Source organism: Alkalispirochaeta alkalica DSM 8900 (genome assembly GCF_000373545.1).
Taxonomy (GTDB): Bacteria; Spirochaetota; Spirochaetia; order DSM-27196; family Alkalispirochaetaceae; genus Alkalispirochaeta; species Alkalispirochaeta alkalica.
In genome coordinates this window covers 77,264-94,015 of sequence record NZ_KB891695.1, presented here as the reverse complement: position 1 = coordinate 94,015, position 16,752 = coordinate 77,264, and the positions used below count along the sequence as shown (strand labels likewise).

The following is a 16,752-nucleotide window of genomic DNA, read 5'->3' as shown; positions in this document are numbered from 1 at the left end:
TACACTGTACTATGAAATACGCAGGAGGAAGACCATGAAACGAAAAGGAATTGTTGCGCTGTTTGCGGGGGCCCTTGCGCTGGCAGCGATGCCGGTNTCGGCCAATACCAANACCATTGNNGATCTTGNTNNCTTCAAGGGCGCCTTTGAGGATTTCTCCAAGGAGTTTGCCAAGTCGCTGCCCATGAACAGTACCATCGGGCTCAACTGGTCCGATGCCTATATCGGCCAGATCCTGCCCCTGCCCAGCGTGGGCGTGGGCATTACCACGGGGTTCACCACCATTCCCCTGAAGGTCNTGGAGGACCTGGTGGACGATCTGNNGCTCGANTCCGGTTCGGCCCTGGGGGATATCCCCTCCCTGGGAGTGCCCCTGCCGGGCTACGCCTTCGACGCCCGGATCGGGGGGATTCTCTTNCCCTTCGACGTGGGGATCAAGTTCGGCACCATTCCCGATACCAAGATCGGGGATGTCGAGGTGGGGTACACCAATGTGGGGGTGGATCTGCGCTACGCCGTGCTCTCCGGGGGGTGGGTGATGCCCAAGGTCTCGGTGGGGGTGGGGTATAACTACCTCTCGGGGTCCGTGAAGGCGCCCCTGGGGCTGGGTGATGTCGAGATCGGCAGTGTTGATTACGATGATGGCGCTGGTGGTAGTGGCACTGCAACGGTGGAGCTCAAGGACCCCAACATCGATTTTGACTGGGAGGCCCACGTCTTTGATGTGAAGATCCAGGTGAGCAAGCAGTTCTTTGTGATCGAGCCCCACCTGGGGATGGGCGCCTCCTACGGCCGGGCCTCGACCAACGCCGGGTTTGACGGTGATATTACCGTTAAGGATGCTGGTGTTGACCTTGATCAACTGCAATCAATCTCCGGCGTGGACATCGATAAAGACAGCATCGGTATCTCCAAGGACGTGACCCCCTTCAGTACCCGGGTCTTTGGCGGTGCCTCGCTGAACCTGCCCTTCATGCGCTTTGATCTGAGCGCCATGTACAACCTCACCACCGGTGCCGTGGGTGGTACCCTGGGAGCGCGTATCCAGCTCTGACCGGCCCGCCTGTGCCGGNTGTGATTCANGGCCCCCCGGAGGATCTCCCCCGGGGGGCTTTTGCGTTCCTGCGCCCCGGGGCGCGGCGGTGCTTGCGCAGGGCCCGCTCCTCGGGCAAGAATGGCCCATGCTGCGCCTTCTTATCACGGGTGGAACCTTTGACAAACACTACGACGCGGTCCGGGGGGAACTCACCTTCCGGGATACCCACCTCCCCGGGATTCTGGAGACCGTGGGGTGTACCGTTCCCCTGGAACTGGAGATCTGCCGNCTGGTGGACAGCCTCGACATGGGCGACGAGGACCGCCAGGCCGTGGCNGAGGCCTGCCGGGCCGCCCGGGAGCGGGCTATNGTGATCACCCACGGGACAGATTCCATGACGCTCACGGCGGAACGGCTCCTTCAGGAGGANCTGGACAAGACGATNGTCCTGACGGGGGCGATGGTGCCCTTCACGGTGAGCGGTTCCGACGCGCTCTTTAATCTGGGCGGGGCCGTGGTAGCCGCCCAGACCTGCCCTCCCGGGGTCTATATTGTGATGCACGGCCGGGTGTTCGCTGCGGGCAGGGTGCGGAAGGACCGGGGCCGGGGCTGTTTTGAGGAGGTCCCGTGCGAGGTCTGAACCGATGGAAGATTTTCTCGCCGGGAGAGCCCGTGTCCCCGGAGCAGCCGGTTCCCCCGGAGCAGCCGGTTCCCCCGGAACAGCCCGTGGCGCCGGAAGCGGCTCCCCCCCTGGAGATGCGGGGGGTGGGGTTCTCCTATTCGCGAAAGCGCCCGCTCTTCGGGGACCTCGATATCACCCTGCCCCGGGGAGGGGTGGTGGGGCTTCTGGGGCGAAACGGTGCGGGCAAGACCACCCTGCTCAAGCTGGGTCTGGGGTTGCTCTTTCCCCGGGAGGGCCAGGTCTCTCTCTTCGGGCATCCTGCGGGGCAGCGGATTCCCGCTGTGCTCTCGCGCCTGGTCTTTATCCCCGAGCAGATCGCGCCTCCGGCGGTGACCCTGGCCCAGTATTTNCATCTTCAGGCGGGGTATTATCCGGCCTTCGATCCGGCCCGGGCCGAGGGGTGGGCCGAGNAGTTCGAACTTCCCCTGGATCAGCCCCTGCCGACGCTTTCCTACGGCCAGCAGAAGAAGTCTCTCCTGGTAACGGCTCTGGCCTGCGGGCCCGATCTCATAATCCTGGACGAGCCCACCAACGGCCTCGATATCCCTTCCAAAGGGGTGTTCCGCCGGTTGATCTCCCGGGCTGCCCAGGAGGGGTGCTCCGTGGTGGTCTCGACCCATCAGGTTCAGGATGTGGCCCGGCTGCTCGATCACGTGATTATTCTGGAGGGGGGACGGGTCCTCTTCCAGGCTTCCCGCAGGGNCCTGGTGGAGGCNCTGGAGTTGCGCCGGTTTTCCGGGGAGGACGAGGCCCGGCAGGCGGGGGCGCTGGCCTGGGAGGTTCGTTTTGGCACCGCCGTGGCGCTGGTCCCCCGGGAGGGAGAGGTCCCGGCCGGGGAGGATGAGCTGGATCTGGAACTGCTCTTTCACGCAGCCATGACGGACCCCGGGGCGCTGGTCGCGGTCTGCGGGGGAGGTGAGGGGTGAGGTTTCTCCACGTTCTGCGCCACGAGGTGGTGCTNCAGTTCAGGTCCCTTCTGCTGACGGCCGGGGGGATCGCCGGGGCTGTGACGGCCCTGCAGTTGCTCCGCTGGGCCCGGGGNCCCCGGCTCTTCAACATCTGGGNCTCCCTCGGGCCGGTGATGATTCTGGCGGGGATTCTGGTTACCCTGGGGGTTTTCGGGGAGATGAGGGACCCTCGCAGGAGGGAAGAGCTCCTCCTGCGGCCCGCCACGGCCGGGGAAAAGGTGGGTGCCAAGGTGCTGGTTTCCACGGTGATCTTTGCTGCGCTTCTGACGGTGGCCTACGTTGTGGCATCCCTGCTGGCNCTGGGCGGGTTCCTGCTTCTGGGCGGCCAGGGNAACGCCCTGGTGTTTCTGGACCGGGGGCGGTGGATTCAGCGGGCTGCCGAGAGTTTTCTGGGGTATNTGCCGGTCCAGGCGATGTTTACCNTCGGGGCGGTTTATTTTCGCCGCAATCCTTTGGGCCGGACCCTGCTGACGGCTGTGGCCTGGCTTGTGAGCTACGTGCTTCTGGGGGCGATTATGGTGCAGATCGTCTTTCTGCCCTACCTGTCGGGGCGCTACAGCGGGGTGGCCGCGCCGAGGGTCGAGGGGATCGCCCTGGACGGCATGGAGGGGTCTCTTCTCAGCGGGAGTATCTGGTCCCGGATCGTTCCCGAGGCGCTGGCGCTGGAGGAGCCNCTCTACGGGTTGTTCAATATCGGGGTGGTGTTGATATGCTGGGCGCTGGCGGTGCTGCGGTTCCGGGAGTCACAGGGGTAGGGATATGAAGATCTTTCGTTCTGGTCGGGTTCGGACGACGGGGGNGGCTCTCGCCGGNGATGAGGGGGCTCGCGCCCGGGAGCAGGAGACCCGCGCCCGGCAGGGGGTNCCCTNCTGGACCAATCGGGTGCTGCTGGCGCTCTATCTGGNGGGCCTTCTGGGTATGCTGGTGATCATGGTGGTGATCCGCCTCAGGCTGGACAGGATGGTGGAGATCACGCTCTAGGAGAATGCTCCGGGGGATTNCCCCGGGAGCCTGGAGGGCCCCCGGATTCCCCCGACGCTGGTGCTAGTCGTTGACGCGCTCGACGTACTCGCCGCTTTCGGTGTTCACGCGGATTTTATCGCCTGTTTTGATGAAGATGGGCACCTGAACGGTCAGCCCCGTTTCTACCACAACTGTTTTGGTGGCGCCCGTAACGGTATCTCCCTTGACCGCGTCAGGAGCGTCGGTCACGGTGTAGACAAGTTTCATGGGAATGATCACGTCGATGGGGTTCTCTCCCCACATGATGATCCGGTACTGATCCCCTTCTCTCAGGTATTTGCCGGTCTCTGCAAGAACATCGGCGGGGATCTCGAACTGTTCGTAGCTCTCGGCGTCCATGAAATGGTAGGATTCGCCGTCCACATACATATACTGGCCGTCCCGGTCGTAGACGTCGGCCACTTCCACGTTGTCGCTGGTCTTGATCGTCTCCCGCAGGACCGATCCTGTTTTTGCGTTCTTGAGTTTGCACCGGGTGAAGGCCGCGCCCTTTCCGGGGTTTACAAACTCCCGATCCGCTACAAGATACGGGTCCCCTTTGAAGAGAATATACATTCCCTTCTCGATTGCTCCGCCTTTAATCATGGCTTTGATTCCTCTCTTTGGATGATTGTGCCCGCCCTCGGGGACGGGCCGTGGTCCAGTTTACCCAAAAAGGGAGAAAGATATCACCCTCTGCAGGGAATCTTCTCCCAGGAGGTGCATCACCAGGCGGTCCACCCCCAGGGCGACGCCCGAGGAGGGGGGNAGCAGGGCCGGTGGCTGCAGGAACGAGGGGTCCCAGGGTTCGGGGGGCTGGCAGGCGGGGTCGGTCCCGCTCTGGCCGGGGTGTTTCTCCTGTGCCTGGTGGTTCATAAACCGCTGTATCACGGCGGGGTCGGTCTCCTCGCCAAAGCAGTTGGCGATTTCGATTCCCCCCAGGTAGAGTTCCCACCGGTCGGCCCAGGGGGTTCCGGGGATTCTCCGGGCNAGGGTCGGAACTGCTGCGGGATAGCGGGTGAGGAAGACGGGACGGTCCCGGGGCAGTCCCGGTTCCACGTGGCTCAGGAAGATGCGCTGGAAGAGGTCTTCCCAGGTCTCGTCGGGCTCGATCTTCAGGCACAGGCCTCGCTGGAGGGCCTCCCGGGCCAGGAGGTCCCGGTTCTCTTGCTCTGTTCCTGCCAGGGTCGCCGTGAGATCGATTCCCGCCCAGCGGAGCCAGGCGTCTTCCATGGTGATCTCCAGGGGCGGGGTGGGTTCTCCCAGTTCCCGCAGGAGTTCCCTGGTCAGGCGCAATGAGTCGGTGCCGTCGGCGTGGACGGTGTAGTACTCGAGCATGGTGAACTCCGGGCTGTGCCAGGGCCCGGGGGTCTCGGCGTTGCGGAAGCTGTGGGTGATCTCGTAGAGATTGCCCGATCCTGCGGCGAGAAGTTGTTTCAGGTGATATTCCGGCGAGGGGAGCAGGAAGAGCGCTTCTCCTGCCGGGGCCAGGGTCGTCGCGAAGAGCTGGAGATGGGCCTCGGGGATGGGGGTCCGCGTGAGCTGGGGGGTCTCCACTGCCAGGTATTCCCGGGCGTCAAAGAAGGCGCGGAGGCGCCGCAGGATCTCCGCTCGCGCCCGCAGGGCGGGGATTGTTGCTGAGGGTCCGGTCATTCCGGGAAGATACACGAAAGGAGTGGAATCAAACAATCCGCTCCATTATGGTGTAGGTATGGCTGAAGCGATGGATGATTTTGAGGAGGATCTGGAAAGCCTCGAGGACTACTGCGAGCAGGAGGACCAGGCGTATCTGGATCGTCTGGAAGAGGAGTTCTTCCGACCCCCGGGGAGCCCGACGCCTCGGGNTGGCTCAACGCCCTTGGCTGGNTCAACGTCTCCGGCGGGTTCGATGCCCCTGGCGGGGCAGGGAGCGCCGGAAGAGGAGGAGAGNCCCTTCGGCGAGCTGGAAGATATGGACGAGATCGGCGAAGGCTGAGACACTATCCCCCATGGAAATGACGAACCTTCCGAACCGGCGTGGTACCGGTGCGTTCAAGTGGGATCTGGCAAAGCCCGAGGAGATTCCCCTCTGGGTGGCCGATATGGACTATCCCGTGGCTCCCGAGATTGTGGAGGCCCTGGAGGGGCGGATCGCTCACCCCGTTTTCGGGTATACCCTGGTGCCGGATTCGTACTACCAGGCCTTTTGTGCCTGGCAGCTCCAGCGCAATCAGTGGGANCTCTCGCCGGAACACCTGGCCGTTGCTCCCGGGGTGATGCCCTCGATCTCCCTGCTGATCGAGGCCTGGACCGCTCCGGGCGAGGCCGTGGCGATCTTCTCGCCCGTGTATTTTCCCTTTTTCGAGGTGGTGGAACAGCTCCAGCGGAGGGTTGTGACGGTTCCCCTGACCGTGGAGAGNACCCCCGAGGGGCCCCGCCAGGTGATCGATCCCGATCGGCTGGATCGGGCTCTGGATGAGGCCGGGGTGCTTCTGGTGTGCTCGCCCCATAACCCCGGGGGGCGGGTCTGGTCCCGGCAGGAGCTGGAGATGATCGCCGAAGCGGCCCGGCGACGGGGGGTGCGGGTCATTTCCGACGAGATTCACGGCGATCTGATCTTCCCCGGCGAGCGGTTTGTGCCGTGGCACGCTCTGGACGGGGCCGATCCCCGGGACGTGGCGCTCCAGGCCCCCAGCAAGACCTTCAATATTGCGGGGCTCCCCACGGCGATGGCGATTATTCCTGACCGGGGAGAGCGGCAGCTCTTTCTGGATGCCCTGCACCGGCGCAAGCAGGATCTTTCCAACATTCTGGCGATCACCGCCGCCGAGGCGGGCTATGCCCGGGGAGCGGCCTGGCTGGAGGGGGTTCGCAGGGCGGTTCGGGAAAACCGGGAGCTTCTGCGGCAGGATCTGGCCGGGGAGGCGGGGGTGGCGGTCTACGCTGCCGAGGGGACCTTCGTTCCCTGGGTCGACTGCTCGGTGCGGTGGCGGGAGCGGCCCGGTTCCAGCGAGCGGTTCGGTCTGGTGGCGCGCCGGGAGGGGGTTTGGGTCTCCCCGGGGCGGCAGTTCGGGCCCGAGGGTGAGGGTCACCTGCGGGTCAACGTGGCGACCTCGCCGGAAATTTTGAGAGAGGGGCTCCAGCGTCTGCGACGGGCCCTGGAGCTCTTTGACGGGACGGGTGGCTCCGAAGCCGGAGCGCGCGCCCCGGCCGGTCTGGAGCGGTGAGTCANCTGCGGGGGGCNGTTATGACAGCGCTGCCCCTGGAGCTGGCGCCCCTGGTGGCCCCCTGGGGGGTGAAGCGTCCCCGGCCCGGGCAGATCTACCGGGGCAGGGGGCCCGGGGGCGGGGAGATCGCGGCCTGCTGTTCCGGTCCCGGAACGATCGCGGCGGCTCTGGGAGCGGCGCAGTTCCTGGCGCGGGTGCGGCCCCCCCTGCTGGTTATGGGGGGGATCGCCGCCGCCGGGGGGGGCGGGGCTGCTCCGGGGGACCTGGTTCTGGCTGACCGTCTGGGGTTCTACGGGGTGGATGTAACGGCCCTGGGGGCTCCTGCGGGAGCGCTCCGCCGGGACGATGCGCCGGAGCGGGAGGCTCCCCTGAGCCCCGATCTGGTCCTGGGGGGGGATCTCCCGGGGGAACGTCCCGGGGCTGATCTCTTTCTCGGTATGGCGGGGCAGATCCGGAGGGGGCTGATTCTCACGGGGGATTGCTTCCTCGATGCGCGCCTGCTGGGGGAGTTGCCCCCGGTCTGGCAGGAACGGATCGCCCGGGCCCAGGCGGTGGATATGGAGAGCGCTGCCTGGGCTGCGGCGGCCGATCGGGAGGGGGTGCCCTGGCTGGCGGCCCGCTACATTTCCGACGATCCCCGGCAGGACCGGCGGCTCTCCTTTCCCGAATCGTGCCGGCGGGCCGGTGAAATTCTCGGGCTGATTCCCGAATTGTTACTTCCCTGCGGGGCCTGACCCTGTTACCATAGATCCCCTGAATAACCCGGGTCCAGCGGACCACCGAGAGGAGCAGGCCCATGATCCCGCGAAAGTTTGAGTTGTTGCCCGAGCATCTCTATCCGTCCCAGGAATGGGCCATTGTGGAGACCGCCTTTTCCCAGCCCTGGATGGGCAACGCCGAGACGATTTTTGCGCTTTCCAACGGCTTTATCGGCGTTCGGGGGCTCCCCGAGGAGGGCCGCCCCACCATCGAGTCGGCCTCGTTCTGTAACGGCTTTCACGAGACCTGGCCCATCGTTCACGCCGAGGAGGCCTACGGCTTCGCCCGCACGGGCCAGACCATGGTGAACGTTCCCGATGCCACGCTGCTCAAGCTCTATGTGGACGACGAGCCCTTCTTTCTTCCCACGGCCCGCATGGTGGAGTACCGCCGGGAACTCGATTTCCGCACGGGCGTGCTCTCCCGTACCATCCACTGGGCTGCTCCCTCGGGCAAACAGGTGTATATCACCTCGCGGCGGCTGGTCTCGCTGGAGTACCGCCACCTAGGGGCGATCTCCTACGAGGTGACGGTTGATACCGACGCGCCCGTGGTGATTTCCTCGCAGTTGCTGAACCGCCAGGACAGTTTCGCTTCAGACGAGCGGGGGAACGGGGGGGCTTCCTCCGATCCCCGGCGGGCCAAGGGGTTTACCCAGCGGGTTCTGAACGCCCGGCACCATCTGGAGCGGGATCTGCGGATCTGCACGGGCTACCGCACCACCAACTCCGGCATGGTGCTCGGGGCAGGCATGGATCATATCATGGAGACCGACAACCCCTGGCAGATGCAGCGCTCCTGGAGCGAGGATCTGGGGAAGGTGGTCTTCACCGTGGACGCCCGGCCGGGCGTGCCCGTGCGGCTCACCAAGTTTTTCACCTACCACACCTCGCGAACCGTTCCCGCCGTTGAGGTGGTGGATCGGGCCTGTCGAACCCTGGACCGGGCCCTGCGCGACGGCTACCAGCACCTGGAAGAGCGGCAGCGCTCCTTCTTGGGCGAGTTCTGGAGCCACGCCGATGTGCAGGTGGACGCCGAGCCCCAGGTTCAGCAGGCTATCCGCTGGAACATCTTCCAGCTCTGTCAGGCCTCGGCCCGGGCCGAGACGACGGGAATCCCCGCCAAGGGGCTCACCGGTCAGGCCTACGAGGGGCACTACTTCTGGGATACCGAGATTTATGTTACCCCCTTCCTGACCTATACGGACCCCCGGATATCGCGGAACCTCCTGCGCTTCCGCCATTCCATGCTGCACCACGCCCGGGATCGGGCGCGGGAGCTCTCGGAGTCGGGGGCGCTCTTCCCCTGGAGAACGATCAACGGCGAGGAGGCCTCCTCCTATTACGCTGCCGGGACGGCCCAGTACCATATCAACGCCGATATAGCCTACGCCATCAAGAACTATCTCGATGCCCGGGGTGATTTTGACCTGGTGGCCGAGGTGGGCGCCGAGATCCTGGTTGAAACGGCGCGGCTCTGGTGCGATCTGGGTTTTTTCAGCCCCGAAACGGGGGATTTCCACATCCACGGGGTCACTGGTCCCGACGAGTATACCACCGTGGTGAACGACAACACCTTTACCAACCTGATGGCCCGGCGGAACCTGCGTTTTGCCGCTGCCATGGTGCGGCGTCTCCAGAAGGAACGTCCCGAGGCCTACGCCCACCTGGTGCACGAGACGGGTCTGGTCGAGACGGAATGCGCCGAGTGGGATCTCGCCGCCGATGCCATGTATATCCCCTTCGATATGGAGCGGGGGATTCTCCCCCAGGACGACAACTTCCTGGAAAAGGAGCGCTGGGATTTTGCCGGTACGCCCATAGACCGGTACCCCCTGCTTCTGCACTTTCATCCCCTGGTGATCTACCGCCACCAGGTGATCAAGCAGGCCGACGTGGTTCTGGCCATGGTTCTGCTGGGGGACGAGTTCACCCTGGAGGACAAGCGGCGAAACTTCGACTATTACGATCCCCTCACGACGGGGGATTCCTCCCTCTCGGCCTGCGTGCAGTCTATCCTTGCTGCCGAGATCGGCTACGAGGAGAAGGCCCTGGAGTATTTTCAGTACGCTCTCTTCATGGATCTGGCCAACGTGGCGGGCAACGTGGTGGATGGCGCCCATATCGCCTCCACCGGCGGGGTCTGGATGGCGATCACCTACGGGTTCGGGGGAATGCGCAATTACAACGGTGCCCTGAGTTTTGATCCCCGGTTGCCCTCAACCTGGGGGAACCTCTCCTTCCGGGTCCGGTACCACCAGAGCCGGATCGANGTGACGCTCGAACGGGAACGGTACCGGTTCGAGCTGATCGAGGGTGAGCCTGCGGAGATCACCGTCTGCGGTACCCCGCTGAAGCTTCTTCCCGGAGCACCTCTGGAGGTGAGCCCCCCCGGAGAGCGGCCCGAGTAGGCCCTCCGAGGAGGCGGCCCGGTCGGGCTGCCCCCGGGCGGTTGCCCAAATGCGCCGAATGATGCAATTCTACGGGGTATGACCAAAAGCATCTTTCTGAACACCCTGGTGATCGCCGTAACGGTTGCTTTTGCCGCAGCGGTGGCGCTTCCTGCCCAGGAGTCTGATCTGGCCCCGGGGGATCCCCGGGATGTGGATGTTCTTTCCCGCATGATTCAGGATCCCCCCGAGGGGTTCCTGCTCCTCGATGTGCGCACCCGGGAGGAGTACGAAACGGGCCACATTCCCGCGGCGCTCCATCTGGATCTGCAGGTTCTGGAAGAAGAGATGGCCCGGGAGAACCCCGCAGGGCTGGTGGTACTCTATTGCCGGTCGGGTCGGCGCAGCGCCGAGGCTGCCCGGGTTCTCCGCTCGCTGGGGTACGAGCAGGTCTACGATTTCGGGGCCCTCCACCGCTGGACGGGGCCGCTCTCCAGTTAGCCGGCGCCCGGTCGGGTCGCTCTCCAGTTTCAGGTCGTCTCCGGTAAAACCCGGTTGGGACCGGCAAAATACGAAACAGTCATAAGGAACGCAGAAGAAACCATGTCTACCACTACAGCCTACGGGGTTCTCCAGAGCTGGGATCTCCCCGATTATAACGGTACAGGAACCCTGTACCGGCACCTCCAGAGCGGGGCCCAGGTGTTCCATCTGGCCAACGACGATCCCGAGAACATGTTCGCCTTCGCCTTTGCCACCCTTCCCGAGGATTCCACCGGTGTGGCTCATATCCTGGAGCACACCGTGCTGTGCGGCTCCCGGGAGTTCCCCCTGAAGGATCCCTTTCTGCAGCTCCTGAAAGGGTCGGTCAATACCTTTCTCAACGCCATGACCTATCCCGACAGGACCGTGTACCCTGCGGCCAGCCCGGTNCGGCAGGANCTCTTCAACATGATGAAGGTCTACGGTGATGCCGTCTTCAGGCCCCTGCTCAAGCCCGGCCTCTTTCGNCAGGAGGGGCATCGCCTGCAGTTCAACGCCCGGGACGAGCTGGAAATAACGGGGATCGTCTACAACGAGATGAAGGGAAACTACTCGAGTCCCGATTCGATCGCCGCCGAGAAGTGCTATCAGTCGCTCTTTCCCGATACCCTCTACCGCCACGACTCCGGGGGCGATCCGGCGGTGATCCCGGAACTCACCTTTCAGGAGTTCCAGGACTTCCATCGCCGCTACTACCACCCCTCGAACGCCCGGATCATCCTCTACGGTGATATTCCTGCCGGGGATTACCTGGAATTTCTGGACCGCGAGTTTCTTGGGGNCTTTCAGGAGAGTTCAACCTTCCTGGTGCAGGACGAGCAGCCCCGATGGGAGGCTCCCCGGGTCTTTGAGGCAACCTGCCCCGTGGAGCCCCGGGAGGACCTCTCGCGGCGCAGCTCCGTCACCCTGAACTGGCTTCTGTTCCCCGTCACGGAGACGCGTCGCCTGCTGGCTGCCTCGATTCTGACAGAGGTTCTGCTGGGCAACAGCGGTTCGCCCCTCACGAAGGCCCTGATCGACAGCGGGCTGGGGCAGGATCTCTCTCCCGTCTTCGGCCTTGAGACGGATCTGCGCGAGGCGGTCTTCTCTGCGGGGCTTCGCGGCACCGAACCCGATCAGGCGCAGGCGATCGAGGATTGCATTCTCTCCACCCTGAAGGATCTGGCCAGGAAGGGCTTCGATCCCGAGCTGGTGGAGGGGGCGCTGCGGCGGGTGGAGTTCTATCACCGGGAGCTGAAGAGCGGCCCCAACGGGATGCGTGTAATGAACCGGATTCTCCGGTCCTGGATGTACGGAGCGAGCCCCGCAGCGGGGTTGCGCTTCAGCGAGGATATGGAGGCCTTCCGCGAGGATCTTCATCGGGAGCCCCGTCTGCTGGAACGGATGATCCAGGAGCTTCTCCTGGATAACCCCCACCGCTCGACGGTGATTGTGCGTCCCGACCCGGATCAGGCCCGGCGCGAGGAGGAGGAGCTGCGGGCCTTTCTGGCGCAGCGGCGGGAGTCCCTCAGCGAGGCCGAGGAAGAGCAAATCCGCCGGGAGGCNGCCGAGCTGGAGCGTCTTCAGACCGAGCCCGACGATCCCGATGTGGTGGCCAGGGTTCCCTTTCTTGCCCCCCGGGATATTCCCCGGGAGGTGCGTCGCATTCCCTTCAGGAAGGAGCCCCTGGGGCCGGAGTCGGCTCTCTATTGTCACGACGAGATGACCNGGGGAATTCTCTACCTCGATCTGACCTTCGATTTCGGGCGTCTGTCTCCCCGGGAGGAGTCGCTTCTGAACCTTCTGGGTGGTGCCTTCACCGAGTCGGGGCTGCCCGGCCTCTCCTTCGATCAGTTCAACCGCCAGGTGAACCTGAAGACGGGGGGTATTTCGGCCTACGTTTCCAATCAGACCCACCTGGGGGATCTCTCCCGGGTGCGCCGCCTCTTTGTGGTGCGCCTGAAGGTGCTCGACAGGGCCTGGCAGGAGGGCGCTGAACTCCTGCGGCGTCTTCTGGNAGAGGTCGATTTTTCCGATTCCGCCCGGCTGGTGCAGATTCTGGAAGAGATGCTTCAGGAAATGCTGGGGGGNGTGGTTCCGGCGGGGAACTATTTTGCCGGGCTGCGGTCCCTGCGGGGGCTCAGCGGTCTGATGGCGGTGGAGGAGGAGATTAACGGGGTTTCCCAGCTTCTTCATCTGCGCCGGATGGCAGAGGAGGACCCCCGTGCCCTGGGCCAGGAGCTCCTGGGGCTCGCCCTGGGGCTGATGGATCCTTCCCGGGTGAACGTGAATATCACGGGCTCCCGGGCCATGACCGACGAGATGGCCCGATGGGTCCCTTCGTTGCTGGAGACCCTTGCGCGGAGGAGGGCCGCCTTCTCCCCTACGGGGGTGCTCCCGGGAGGGGCGGCAGGCCCCGGCGGGGAGGGCGTGTCGGGGGGTGTTCCGGGGGTTGTGCTGCCACCGGGCGAGGCGCCGGCCCGGGAGTATCTGCTCGCTTCGGCGGGGGTTTCCTATGTGGCAGCGGCTCTGCGGGGNGTCTCTTTCGGGGAGCCCCTGGCAACGGCCCAGGACGTGGTGGCCCATCTGCTGCGGACGGGGCTCCTCTGGGAAAAGATCCGCATGCAGGGCGGTGCCTACGGGGCCTCTGCCCAGAGCAGAACCAGCGAGGGCGTCTTCAGCTTTGTCAGCTATCGGGACCCCCACAGTGCCAGGACGATTCGGGCCTATCAGGAGTCGCTTCAGGAGCTGGCCCGGCAGGAGGTCGATCCCGGGGTCCTCGATCTGGCCAAGGTGAGCCTCTTGGGGCGCGAGTTGCGGCCCCTGACGCCCCGCGAGGCGGGGTATATGAGTTTCCGGCGTTCTCTCCTGGGCGTCGATGACGAGCTCCGGCAGAGAATCCGCGATCAGGTGCGGGCGGTCACACCCGGTGAGGTTCGCCAGGTGGCGGAATTGCTCCGGGAGAACTTTTCCGGGGCTTCCCTGGCCGTTTTGGGTGGCGGTGCTGCCCTGGAGGAGCTCCGCCGGGACGAGACGCTGCCGGGAGGTGCGGGGGAGTTCCGTGTGACGGAGCTCGGCGTATAGCGCGGGTGCGCGGCTGCACGGGTCGGGAGCAACGGCTCGGGTACAATGGCTCGGGTGCAACGGGTGCGCGGCTGCACAGATCGTGGTGCATAACTGGCGTGAACCGTACTATAATTTCGGGGGCTGAAATACGGGGTCCCGAACGGCGGGGTCCGAATTGCCGGGCCCCGGGCCAGGTGGGGGAATTCCCCGTGGCATTCACGGAAAGGAAACCATGACCAAGGCGTTTGCTGCTTTCGGAGCGGCTGTTGTTTTTATCGTTGCCCGCCACGTTCTCTCCTTCGGGCTTCTTTCAACGCTGATCGTGACGGGCTTCTGCTATACCGGAATTTCCGCCCTGGGTGAGTCCTGGCCCCGGCGGCTTCGAGCCCGCCTCCCCTTCGGGGGAGGGCGGTCGTCCCGTGATTCCGGGCCCGGGACCGGAACCGGGCCGGAGCACCCCCGGGAGGGTTCGGCCGATGCGCCCCCGCCGGGCACGGAGCTTCTGGAGGCGCTCGCTCTGGGGAGCCGCAAGCTGGTACAGCTGCGCCGGGCTGCGGGGGTGATCGAGGAGCAGCGGGTTCGCGCCAAGGCGCTGGCCGTGTGCGACGCAGCGGCGCGGATCCTCAGCGAGATCCGCCAGGATCCGCAAAACCTCCGGAAGGCCCGGAAATTCCTTGATTATTACCTGGATGCCACCATAACGGTGGTGGAGCGTTACGGGGGGCTGGCACAGCGGGGGCTGCGGAGCCCCGAGATGGATTCTTCCCTCCAGCGCGCCGAGGCGAGCCTCGATACGATCCGGGTGGCCTACGAGAAACAGCTGCTGCAGCTCGTGGAGGACGATCTGCTCAATCTGGATGTGGAGGTCCGAGTTCTGGAGCAGACGATCCGCATGGAGGGGCTCGGCGAGTCCTGACGGTGGCTGCCCGCTTCTCCGGTCCTGCCTTGTTTCTGGTTTGTGATGGGGGAGTGGTGTATCTTGAGGATCAGGACTGTCGAGGTCGGGAGATGTCCAGGCTGAACCTGTGCAGGCTGTTCCTGTGCGCGCCGGCCTCGTGGAGGTCACGGATGTGCATATCATGGGTGTGTATGCCACACTGTGGTGCCCCGCCTCATCGGGAGGCCGGGTCCGCAGAGATGATAGAGCCGGGAGGGTAATAAGATATGACAGACGAGACAGAAAGGGATCAGCCCGGGAACGGACCGGGGCCATCGGGACAGGATCTGATCGGTGTGAACGATCTCGCTCCGGACCTCCGGGAACGGGCGCGCCAGATCGCCGCCGGCCTGGATGTTCGGGATCGCCAGAGCGTTGTCCAGTTCGGGGTGGGTCCCCAGCGGCGTATCTCGGAGTTCGCCGAGAAGATTCTCTCCGAGGTCCGGGCCCGGGACGGCGGCGAGGCAGGAGAGGTTCTGGGCGGGCTGGTCTCCGCGATTCGTTCTGCCGACGTGGGGAGTCTCGCCGCAGAACCCTCCGGTCTGGGGAGGCTCTTCGGGGGGGCAAAACGCCGGATTAACGCCTTTCTCCAGCGCTACGAGACGATCGCCTCCCGGATCGACGGGATCGTGAGCCAGCTCGAGCAGGCCCGCATGGGGTTGCTCAGGGACATCGCGCTTCTGGATACGCTCTACACCAAAAACACCGAGTACCTCCAGGAACTGGATGTGCATATCGCGGCGGGGGCGTTGCTGCTGGAGGAGGTTCGTACCAGGGTACTTCCGGAGTACCAGGAGCAGGCCCGTCTTTCGGGGGACCCGTCCCGGAGTCAGCAGCTCCAGGACATGAACCAGCTCGTTTCCCGGTTCGAGAAAAAACTTCACGATATGCAGCTCTCCCGTATGGTTGCGATCCAGACGGCTCCCCAGATCCGCCTCATCCAGGGGAACAACGAGACCCTGGTGGAGAAGATCCAGAACTCGATCCTCACCACGATTCCCCTCTGGAAGAGCCAGGTGGTGATCGCCCTGGGGCTGGTGCGCCAGAAAAAGGCCCTGGAGTTGCAGCGCCAGGTCACGGATACCACCAACGAGCTTCTGGAGAAGAACGCCCGGATGCTGCGCGAGAGCTCGGCCGGGGTTGCCCGGGAGAGCGAGCGGGCTATTGTAGAAATAGAGACCCTCAAGACGGTGAACGATGAACTGATCGCCACGATCGAGGAGACCCTGCAGATTCAGCAGGAGGGGCGGGAAAAACGGGCCCGCGCCGAGGAGGCTCTGGCCGAGATGGAGAGCGATCTCTCGCGACGGCTCCAGCGGATCACCGCCGGAGAGGACGAGAGCTCCCGGGAGGTCGGCGAATCGTGACCGCTCCGGGGTGGGCCCTGATCACGGGAGCCACTTCCGGTCTCGGCCGGGCCCTGGCCCGGAGATGCGCCCTGGCGGGGTGGGATCTGGTGCTGGTGGCCCGGCGTGATGCCCTGCTGCAGGAACTGGAGCGGGAGATAACCCGCGAGCTGGTCGAGCGCTGTACCTCGCGGCGGATACGGCTGGTGTGCTTGGATCTCTCGGTGCCCTCCGCCGTGGATGTGCTGGAGCGAAGCCTGGCGGACCAGGGGGTAGATCCCGGGGAGATCGGCCTGCTCATCAATAACGCCGGTGTGGGTGATCACGGGTGCTTTCACGAACTCTCCCGCGAGCGGATTGAGCAGACCATCGCCCTGAATGTCTGCGTTGTCACCCAGGCGATTCACCGTTTTCTTCCCCGGATGAAGCGGGGGAGTACGGTCTGCACCGTGGCGTCGGTGGCTGCTTTCACACCGGGCCCGCTCATGGCCGTCTACTACGCGAGCAAGGCCTACGCCCTGAGTCTGTCGGAGTCTCTGGCCGAGGAGTACCGCCCCAGGGGGGTCCGTTTTGTGGCGGTGTGTCCCGGTCCCTTTCAGAGCGGGTTTCACGCTGCTGCGGGAATCGGTTCGGGAGGGCGCTTGCCCACGGCCGATGCTGTGGCCGGGCGGGTGATGGCGGCGGTTCGACGGGGGAGTGCTGTGGTGCCCGTGGGGGGCGGGGCCTGGCTGTGGGCCCTGGCGGGGCCCCGGTTGCCCCGGTGGGCAGCGCGCCGGATTATGCACGCCCTTCAGCGACGGCGTTCGTGAGGTGGTGTTCCTGAAAGGGTGTTCCTGAAG

The 16,752-nt window shown here is 64.8% G+C and carries 13 protein-coding genes; 11 read left to right on the top strand and 2 right to left on the bottom strand.

Going from position 1 to position 16,752, the window contains the following annotated elements; translation table 11 throughout:
* The first annotated feature begins 34 nt into the window (after window positions 1-34).
* The 3 genes from B071_RS20200 to B071_RS0104060 all read left to right on the top strand — a co-directional run bounded on the left by B071_RS20200 (window position 35) and on the right by B071_RS0104060 (window position 2,644).
* A complete protein-coding gene (locus B071_RS20200; protein WP_018525831.1) occupies window positions 35-1,054 on the top strand; it encodes a DUF6588 family protein in 1,020 nt (339 codons plus the stop codon).
* Between the two features lie 127 nt (window positions 1,055-1,181).
* Complete coding sequence (locus B071_RS0104065) at window positions 1,182-1,676, top strand: asparaginase domain-containing protein (protein WP_018525830.1); 495 nt, start codon at window positions 1,182-1,184, stop codon at window positions 1,674-1,676.
* A 116-nt stretch (window positions 1,677-1,792) separates the two neighbouring features.
* Window positions 1,793-2,644, top strand: a complete 852-nt coding sequence (locus tag B071_RS0104060) for an ATP-binding cassette domain-containing protein (protein WP_026244961.1) — start codon at window positions 1,793-1,795, stop codon at window positions 2,642-2,644.
* 1,086 nt (window positions 2,645-3,730) lie between these two features.
* Here the strand turns inward: B071_RS0104060 and efp are convergent.
* Entirely contained in the window at window positions 3,731-4,294 is a 564-nt protein-coding gene (gene efp / locus B071_RS0104045) for an elongation factor P (RefSeq protein WP_018525826.1), read from the bottom strand.
* A 60-nt stretch (window positions 4,295-4,354) separates the two neighbouring features.
* On the bottom strand, window positions 4,355-5,341 hold the full coding sequence (locus B071_RS0104040) for an EF-P lysine aminoacylase GenX (protein ID WP_083914462.1): 987 nt from the start codon (window positions 5,339-5,341) through the stop codon (window positions 4,355-4,357).
* A gap of 74 nt (window positions 5,342-5,415) precedes the next feature.
* Here B071_RS0104040 and B071_RS15855 point away from each other — a divergent pair, with 74 nt between their 5' ends.
* The 8 genes from B071_RS15855 to B071_RS15835 all read left to right on the top strand — a co-directional run bounded on the left by B071_RS15855 (window position 5,416) and on the right by B071_RS15835 (window position 16,722).
* Window positions 5,416-6,894 carry a MalY/PatB family protein gene (locus B071_RS15855; RefSeq protein ID WP_083914458.1) on the top strand — a complete coding sequence of 493 codons (1,479 nt, stop codon included), beginning with the start codon at window positions 5,416-5,418 and terminating at the stop codon, window positions 6,892-6,894.
* Window positions 6,895-6,914: 20 nt separating this feature from the next.
* The gene (locus B071_RS0104025) at window positions 6,915-7,628 is read left to right on the top strand and encodes a 5'-methylthioadenosine/S-adenosylhomocysteine nucleosidase family protein (RefSeq protein WP_018525822.1); all 714 of its coding nucleotides are present in this window, start codon (window positions 6,915-6,917) and stop codon (window positions 7,626-7,628) included.
* A gap of 62 nt (window positions 7,629-7,690) precedes the next feature.
* A complete protein-coding gene (locus tag B071_RS0104020) occupies window positions 7,691-10,063 on the top strand; it encodes a glycoside hydrolase family 65 protein (protein WP_018525821.1) in 2,373 nt (790 codons plus the stop codon).
* A 78-nt stretch (window positions 10,064-10,141) separates the two neighbouring features.
* Window positions 10,142-10,543 carry a rhodanese-like domain-containing protein gene (locus tag B071_RS18210; protein ID WP_018525820.1) on the top strand — a complete coding sequence of 134 codons (402 nt, stop codon included), beginning with the start codon at window positions 10,142-10,144 and terminating at the stop codon, window positions 10,541-10,543.
* 102 nt (window positions 10,544-10,645) lie between these two features.
* Window positions 10,646-13,648 carry an insulinase family protein gene (locus B071_RS15845; protein WP_018525819.1) on the top strand — a complete coding sequence of 1,001 codons (3,003 nt, stop codon included), beginning with the start codon at window positions 10,646-10,648 and terminating at the stop codon, window positions 13,646-13,648.
* 214 nt (window positions 13,649-13,862) lie between these two features.
* Window positions 13,863-14,546, top strand: a complete 684-nt coding sequence (locus B071_RS0104005) for a 5-bromo-4-chloroindolyl phosphate hydrolysis family protein (RefSeq protein WP_018525818.1) — start codon at window positions 13,863-13,865, stop codon at window positions 14,544-14,546.
* A 248-nt stretch (window positions 14,547-14,794) separates the two neighbouring features.
* Window positions 14,795-15,934 (top strand): toxic anion resistance protein, encoded by a 1,140-nt coding sequence (locus tag B071_RS15840; RefSeq protein WP_018525817.1) that lies wholly within the window; start codon window positions 14,795-14,797, stop codon window positions 15,932-15,934.
* Window positions 15,931-16,722, top strand: a complete 792-nt coding sequence (locus tag B071_RS15835; protein WP_018525816.1) for an SDR family NAD(P)-dependent oxidoreductase — start codon at window positions 15,931-15,933, stop codon at window positions 16,720-16,722. Before B071_RS15840 ends, B071_RS15835 begins: the two co-directional genes overlap by 4 nt.
* Window positions 16,723-16,752: the final 30 nt, after the last annotated feature.

What these genes read in the sequence shown, in the direction of transcription:
- efp (WP_018525826.1), bottom strand. Translation starts at nt 4,294, where the DNA reads ATGATTAAAGGCGGAGCAATCGAGAAGGGAATGTATATTCTCTTCAAA.
- B071_RS0104025 (WP_018525822.1), top strand. Translation starts at nt 6,915, where the DNA reads ATGACAGCGCTGCCCCTGGAGCTGGCGCCCCTGGTGGCCCCCTGGGGG.
- B071_RS18210 (WP_018525820.1), top strand. Translation starts at nt 10,142, where the DNA reads ATGACCAAAAGCATCTTTCTGAACACCCTGGTGATCGCCGTAACGGTT.
- B071_RS0104005 (WP_018525818.1), top strand. Translation starts at nt 13,863, where the DNA reads ATGACCAAGGCGTTTGCTGCTTTCGGAGCGGCTGTTGTTTTTATCGTT.
- B071_RS15840 (WP_018525817.1), top strand. Translation starts at nt 14,795, where the DNA reads ATGACAGACGAGACAGAAAGGGATCAGCCCGGGAACGGACCGGGGCCA.